The following is a 6,292-nucleotide window of genomic DNA, read 5'->3' on the forward strand; positions in this document are numbered from 1 at the left end:
GGCCGGACGGCGCAGGAGACGAGGTCACCGGCCCGGCACCGGGCCGCCGGGGCGCACTCCCCGCCGTCGGCCGCTACTTGACCGGCAGGTGGTACGCCACCCGGTACCGGTCGGCCGGTGCGACCACGTCCGCCGTCTCGACCGCGCGCCCCGAGGCGTAGAAGGTGCGCTGGACGGTGAGGACGACGTGTCCGGGGACGCCGCCCAGGGCGACCAGTTCCTCGGCGAGGCCGGGGCGGGCGCCGACCTCCTCGGTGACGTTGTCCACGACGACGTCGATCGCGGCCATCCGCTCCACGACGCCCATGCCGCCGAGCGGGCCCTCCTCGGGGAGCATCACCGGGGTGCGGCCGGTGAGGTCGAGCGGCTCCCAGGAGGTGGACAGCATCATCGCCTCGCCGCCCTCCCGGAACACGTACCGCGTGCACATGACCCGGTCCCCCGCCCGGATGCCGAGCCGCTCGGCGACGGCGCCGCTCGCGCCGGTCTGCTCGCTGTGCGACTCCCAGGTGCCGCGCGCCTCGCCGGCGGCCTGCTCCTGCCGGAAGGGGGTGGCGCCGCCGGCCGGGCGGAAGCCGGAGCGGGCGATGCTGCGGGGGGCGGGCCGCTCGCGCACATAGGTCCCGGAGCCCGAGCGGCCCTCGACCAGGCCCTCGGCCATCAGCACCTTGCGCGCCTCCAGGGCGACGGTGTCCGAGACGCCGTACTCCTCGCGGATGCGGGCCTGGGACGGCAGCCGGGTGTGGGGCGGCAGCAGGCCGTCGACGATCTGCTTGCGGAGATCACCCGCGACGCGCAGGTATGCCGGCTGCTCACCGAATGTCACGGGCCGCTCCCATCAGGTTGTACAGACAGCAACAGCGTGGCAACCGTAGGTTCGCCCAGGCAAGCGAAGGCCAGAGAATCACTCGAAGTGATGAAGCCCGCCTCTTGCGGGTCTCACGCAGGCACTTTCTCCCCACTGCGGCGACCGCCACACCTTCGCGCCGAGATCGTCCGCCGCCACCGCCCACCGCGGCGGACCCCAGGGCCTTGCGGGCGGTGACCGCCTCGGGTCGACCCGGGCGTCAGGCGTCGAAGCCCGTGGCGCGGGTGCGCTTCTCCCAGGTCTCGACGTCCGCGCGGACCTGGTCGAGGTGGCCGAGGACCGCGCTCACCCCGTCGTCGCCGAGCGGCAGCCGCAGCGGGGTGTGCTCGGCGGCCAGGGCCTCCAGGATCAGCGCCGCCGCCTTCGCGGGGTCGCCGGGCTGGCTGCCGTCCCCGCCGGCGACGAGGCCCCGGGTCTCGGCGGCCTTGGCGTACACCCCGCTGTCCGCGCTCATCCGGGCGTTGCCGGCCTGGAAGAGGCCGGTGCGGAAGGCGCCGGGCTCCACGATGAGCACCTTGACGCCGAACTCCCGCACCTCGTCCGCCAGCGCCTCGGACATGCCCTCCAGCGCGAACTTGGTCCCGCTGTACGCCGCGAACCCGGCGAAGGACAGCTGCCCGCCCATGCTGCTCATCTGCACGATCGCGCCCGACCGCTGCTCCCGCAGGTACGGCAGCACCGCCCGGGTCAGCGCCGCGGGGCCGAAGACGTGCACGTCGAACAGGGCCCGCAGCTCCTCCTCGCCGGTCTCCTCGAAGGCGCCGACGTGCGTGCGGCCCGCGTTGTTGACCAGTACGTCGATCCGCCCGTGCCGCGCCACCACGTCCCGCACCGCGGCCTCGGCGGCGGCCGTGTCGGCGACGTCCAGGCGCAGCGCCTCGACCTGGTCGGGGTGGGCCGCCACGAGGTCGTCGAGCACCTCGGGGCGGCGCACCGCGCCCACCACCACGTCACCGTCGGCCAGCGCCGCCTCGCCGATCGCCCGCCCGAACCCGCTGCTCGCCCCGGTGATCAGCCACACCTTGTTCATCTCGCCGCTCCCTGTCTCCGCTGTGCCCCTCGGACCGCACCGAGCCTCTCCCGAACGCCGGTTGGCGGTCCAAGACCCGAGGTGATAACCAACGGTCATGACGACGGACGTGCACCTGCGGGAGCTGCGCTACTTCGTGGCGGTGGCCGAGGAACTGCACTTCACGCGGGCGGCCGAGCGGCTCTACGTGTCGCAGCCCGCGCTGAGCAAGCAGATCCGGGCGCTGGAACGGCAGTTGGGCGCCGAGCTGTTCCGCCGCGAGCCGCAGGGGGTGCGTCTCACCGAGGCCGGCACGGCCCTGCTGCCGCACGCCCGGCGGATGTTGGCCGACTGGGCGGAGGCCGCCGCGGCGCTGGAGGCGGTCCGCTCGGCACGCACCGGCACCCTGGTGGTCGGCATGAGCACCAGCCCCGGCCGCGGCGGCCTGCTCCCGGCGATCCGCTCCCGTTTCACCGCCGCCCATCCCAAGGCCCGGATCCGGCTGCGCCAGGTCGGCTGGGAGGACCCGACCGCCGGCCTCACCGACGGCACGGCGGACGCCGCCTTCGTCTGGCTGCCGCTGCCGCTGCCGGACGCCGGGCGCTACGACTGGATCGTCGCCGCCGAGGAACCCCGCCTCGTCGCCCTCCCCGACACCCACCCCCTGGCGGCCCGCGCCGAGATCGACTTCGCGGACCTGGCCGCCGAGCCCTTCCTCGCCCTGCCGTCGGAGGCGGGCGTGCTGCGCGACTTCTGGCTGGCCCTGGACGAACGCCGCGCCCTGGGCGCGGGCCCGCCGCGCGTCGGCGCGGAGATCGCCGGCACGGAGGAGACGTACGAGGCCCTCGTCGCCGGCCTCGGCGTCTGCCTGGTCGCCTCGGGCAACGCCCCGCTGCTCACCCTCGGCGGCGTCACCACCCGCCCGGTCCGCGGCCTCACCCCGTCCCGCTTCGCGCTGGCGTGGCGCCGCGAGGACGCGGGGCGGGCGCTGGTGCGGGGGTACGCGCGGGCGTGCGGGCGGGTGGTGGGGCAGATCTAGGGCCTGCTGCGGGACCGCCGCCAGCCCCAACTGCCGTGCCGTGAAACGGACATTGACAACAGTCACCCGATGAGCGAACGCTGGCAAGAGCACATGGATCTTCCGCAGCACATGGATCTTCTGCGCGCCACGGCCACCGGGCCGCGGCCCCGACCGGAAGGACAGGACATGGCGAACAAGATCGAGATCCGTCCGCTGGACAAGAAGGAGACCACCGGCGACAGCGGCGGCAACGGCGGCTCCTGACCCGGACGCCCGACGATGGACCGCTACCCCACGGTCGACGAGGTCGCCGACTCGGCGCGGCGGCTGGTCTCCCGGTACCCGGAGACCGCCCGGCTGCGCCGGATCGGGGCGTCCCGCCAGGGCCGTCCGATCCTCATGCTGTCCGTGGGGGGCGGTCCCCGGCACGTCCTCGTGGTCGCCGGACCGCACCCGGACGAACCGGTCGGCGGCGCGACGGCAATGGCGCTCGCCGAGCTGGTGGTGTCCGGCGGGGGCCGCTCACCGGCGACCGACCCCGGCCTCGTCACCTGGGACCTCGTCCTCTGCCTCGACCCGGACGGCGCCGCCCTGAGCCGCTACCGCCCCGAGACCCCGGCGGCGCACACGCTCGCGGGCTACTACGGCTCCGTCTACCGCCCGATGGCGGCGGAGCAGCCCGAGTGGGCGCCGATCACCGGGGCGCAGCTGCCCGAGAGCCGGGCCCTGTTCGACGTCATCGAGGAGCGGCGCCCGGTCCTCCAGTGCTCCCTGCACAACGTCGACGCGGGCGGCACCTGGGTCCAGCTGACCCGGGACCTGCCCGGCCTCGCCGCCCCCTTCGCGGCGTCGGCCGCGGCGCACGGCATCCCGGTCCAGGACGGCACCTTCGACGCCCTGTACTGGGAGAACCCCAGCCCCGGCTACTACGTCCTGCCGCCGCCCGGCAGCACCGCCCGGCTGGCCGCCGGTTCGGAGAACATTGGGGCGTCCACCTGGTGCGCCCCCGCCGGGTACGGCGGCGTCACCGCGATCGTCGAGGTCCCCCTGTGGGCCGCCGACCGGGCCGCCGACCCCACCCCGCACCCCGACCCGGCCGGCGCCCTGCGCGACCTGACCGGCCTGGTGCGCGACGGGGGCCACCGGGTGACCGCCCTCTTCGACAAGGCCCGCGCCTTCCTGCCGCCCGCCGCGGACAGCCCGCCCCGGCGCGTACTGGAGTGGATGGCCGAGGGTCTCTACGACCTGGTCGCCGCCTCCTGGGAACCCCTGCGCCGGCAGTCCGCCGCCCTGACCACGGCGCAGGTCTGCGCCCTGGACGTCGTGGCCCGCCGCCAGCCCCTGCGCGCCGCCGGCCTCCTGGCGGGCCTGCTGGAGACGTCCCGCGACCCCGGGGCCCCCGCCCTGCGCCGGGAGCTGGACGCCCTCTTCACCGCCTGGTGCGGCGACTTCGCCCGCGCCCTCCGCCTGCGCCGGGTCCCGGTGGCGGACCAGGTCGGGCACCAGTGCCGTACGGCGGTGGCGGCGGCGGAGAGCGCGTTGGGCTGAGGCTCGTCGGGTCAGCTGTCCCACCAGTCGAAGGCCAGGGTGGGCACGTGCCGGCCGCAGGCGCGGTCCAGGCGGACCAGCCGGCCGAGATGGAAGACCAGCGGGTTGCGGCGGGTGCCGGCGGCGGCCAGGTGCCGCACCCGGCCGAGGACCGCCACGTGGTCGCCGGCGGGGAAGCTGTCCTCGACGTCGCACTCCATCCAGGCCGCGGCCCCGGCGAGCCGCGGCGGCGCCCCGGGCGCCAGCTCCCAGTCGCCGGCGGCGAACCGGTCCGCGGTGCGGCTGGCGAAGGCCGCGCACACCTCCTGCTGGTCCTCGGCCAGCAGGTTCACGCGGAACCGCCCGGAGCCGACGATCGCCGCCGCGCTGGCCGAGTCCCGCCCCGCGTAGAAGACGACCAGGGGTGGGTCGAGGGAGACGGAGGTGAAGCTGCCGACGGTGACGCCGACCGGACCCGCGGGGGTCGTGGCCGTCACCACGCACACCGAGGTCGGCACCTGGCCGAGCACCCGGCGGAACACCGCGGGGTCGGCCGGGGCGGTCAGTTCGGTCGGCGTCGGGGGGGATGCGGACACGGCGGCCTCCAGGAGCGCGGACGGGCCCGGTGCGGGTCCCGGTGCGGGTCACGGCCCAGTGAACCCACAGCCGCCGCGCGGTGGCACTGGTCCGGGCGGGCAAGCCGGGCGAAGCCCTTTGGGCGCCCGGCCCAATTAGGGTCATCTGATAAGTTGACGCGAGATCCCATGCCGGAACGGAGGTACGAGGGGCGGACTCGACCCCTGGCCGGCCGAGGCCGTGGTCCACGTCACCCCTCAGATCGCGATGCAGCAAGTGCGCAAGTTGGAGCGCTACAAGGACGATCAGGGAAACGAGATCGTCTACGCCGGCGAGGTCCGTGAGGAAAAGATCGATATCCGCTTCAAGGGGTCGAACAACACCCTTGTCATCGCCCCCGATGCGGACATCAAGGACCTGCTTGTCATCTTCACGGGAGACAACGGGCATATCGAGATCGAGCGGACCACGAAGAGGCGCGCGGGCCTCCGTTTCGAACTGCGCTGCGGACACGAGTCGAAGATCCGCGTCGGCGAGAATGTGGGCTGCGCCGGCCGCACCTTCCTCTCCGCCGTCGAAGGCGTGTCGGTCACCATCGGCGCCGATGTGATGTTCGCCAAGAACATCGAGGTGCGCGCGGACGACACCCACCCGATCTACGACGTGCGCTCCCAGAAGCGCGCCAACCCGTCGAAGTCGATCGTCGTGGGCGAGCACGTGTGGATCGCTAAGCACGCGGTCGTCATGGGCGGCGTCACCATCGGCAACGGCTCGGTGATCGGGTTCCGCTCCATCGTCACCTCCTCCGTCCCCAACAACTGCATCGCGGTGGGGGCGCCGGCCCGGGTGGTGCGGCGGAACATCGCCTGGGAGCGTCCCGAGGTGGTCAGCCGCCGTCCGGGCGAGCAGCACCCGCGCCCGGGCGAGAAGTCCGAGCCGTACTGGAACCTCACCGACGACGACGCCGCGGCCGACGCGCCGGTGGTGCGCTCGAAGCCCACGTCGCAGCGCGCGGTGGCCCGTTACCTGCCGGCCTCGGTGCGGCGGGCGGCCAGGAAGTACCGTTCGGCGAAGAAGTGACGCCGTCCTGAACGAGGTGTGGGGGGGGGGGGGGGGGGGGGGGGGGGGGGGGGGGGGGGGGCGCCGCCGGGGGGGGGGGGGGGGGGGGGGGGGGGGGCCGGGGGGGGGGGGGGGGGGCGGGGGGTGGCGGGGGGGGAGGTCTGTGGTCAGGCGGTGGTTCAGGAAGGCTGCCGGGTGGCGGAGGGGCTCGTCGGGGAGGCCGGACGTCAGG

General features: G+C 74.8%; 7 protein-coding genes. 4 read left to right on the forward strand and 3 right to left on the reverse strand.

Going from position 1 to position 6,292, the window contains the following annotated elements; translation table 11 throughout:
- Nucleotides 1-73: 73 nt before the first annotated feature.
- Both ACGFZL_RS31655 and ACGFZL_RS31660 read right to left on the reverse strand, forming a co-directional pair.
- Nucleotides 74-826, reverse strand: a complete 753-nt coding sequence (locus ACGFZL_RS31655) for a GntR family transcriptional regulator (protein WP_355176525.1) — start codon at nucleotides 824-826, stop codon at nucleotides 74-76.
- 241 nt (nucleotides 827-1,067) lie between these two features.
- Complete coding sequence (locus ACGFZL_RS31660; RefSeq protein WP_393696975.1) at nucleotides 1,068-1,898, reverse strand: oxidoreductase; 831 nt, start codon at nucleotides 1,896-1,898, stop codon at nucleotides 1,068-1,070.
- 97 nt (nucleotides 1,899-1,995) lie between these two features.
- On the opposite strand from ACGFZL_RS31660, the gene ACGFZL_RS31665 reads away from it, so the two are divergent.
- From ACGFZL_RS31665 to ACGFZL_RS31675, 3 genes are all read left to right on the forward strand, one after another.
- On the forward strand, nucleotides 1,996-2,916 hold the full coding sequence (locus tag ACGFZL_RS31665; RefSeq protein WP_393696977.1) for a LysR family transcriptional regulator: 921 nt from the start codon (nucleotides 1,996-1,998) through the stop codon (nucleotides 2,914-2,916).
- A gap of 69 nt (nucleotides 2,917-2,985) precedes the next feature.
- Nucleotides 2,986-3,162, forward strand: coding sequence for a hypothetical protein (locus ACGFZL_RS31670; protein WP_393696979.1), 177 nt, complete (start codon nucleotides 2,986-2,988; stop codon nucleotides 3,160-3,162).
- A gap of 15 nt (nucleotides 3,163-3,177) precedes the next feature.
- Nucleotides 3,178-4,446 (forward strand): M14 family zinc carboxypeptidase, encoded by a 1,269-nt coding sequence (locus ACGFZL_RS31675; protein ID WP_393696981.1) that lies wholly within the window; start codon nucleotides 3,178-3,180, stop codon nucleotides 4,444-4,446.
- 11 nt (nucleotides 4,447-4,457) lie between these two features.
- On the opposite strand, the gene ACGFZL_RS31680 is transcribed toward ACGFZL_RS31675, so the two are convergent.
- Nucleotides 4,458-5,021, reverse strand: coding sequence for a flavin reductase family protein (locus tag ACGFZL_RS31680; RefSeq protein ID WP_393696983.1), 564 nt, complete (start codon nucleotides 5,019-5,021; stop codon nucleotides 4,458-4,460).
- A gap of 220 nt (nucleotides 5,022-5,241) precedes the next feature.
- Here ACGFZL_RS31680 and ACGFZL_RS31685 point away from each other — a divergent pair, with 220 nt between their 5' ends.
- Nucleotides 5,242-6,081 (forward strand): acyltransferase, encoded by an 840-nt coding sequence (locus ACGFZL_RS31685; protein WP_393696985.1) that lies wholly within the window; start codon nucleotides 5,242-5,244, stop codon nucleotides 6,079-6,081.
- The last annotated feature ends 211 nt before the right edge of the window (nucleotides 6,082-6,292 follow it).

This window comes from Streptomyces sp. NPDC048182 (assembly GCF_043202555.1).
Classification (GTDB): domain Bacteria; phylum Actinomycetota; class Actinomycetes; order Streptomycetales; family Streptomycetaceae; genus Streptomyces.

Excerpts from the sequence above, each read along its gene's own strand:
- ACGFZL_RS31660 (WP_393696975.1), bottom strand. The coding sequence starts at position 1,898 with ATGAACAAGGTGTGGCTGATCACCGGGGCGAGCAGCGGGTTCGGGCGG.
- ACGFZL_RS31665 (WP_393696977.1), top strand. The coding sequence starts at position 1,996 with ATGACGACGGACGTGCACCTGCGGGAGCTGCGCTACTTCGTGGCGGTG.
- ACGFZL_RS31670 (WP_393696979.1), top strand. The coding sequence starts at position 2,986 with ATGAGCGAACGCTGGCAAGAGCACATGGATCTTCCGCAGCACATGGAT.
- ACGFZL_RS31675 (WP_393696981.1), top strand. The coding sequence starts at position 3,178 with ATGGACCGCTACCCCACGGTCGACGAGGTCGCCGACTCGGCGCGGCGG.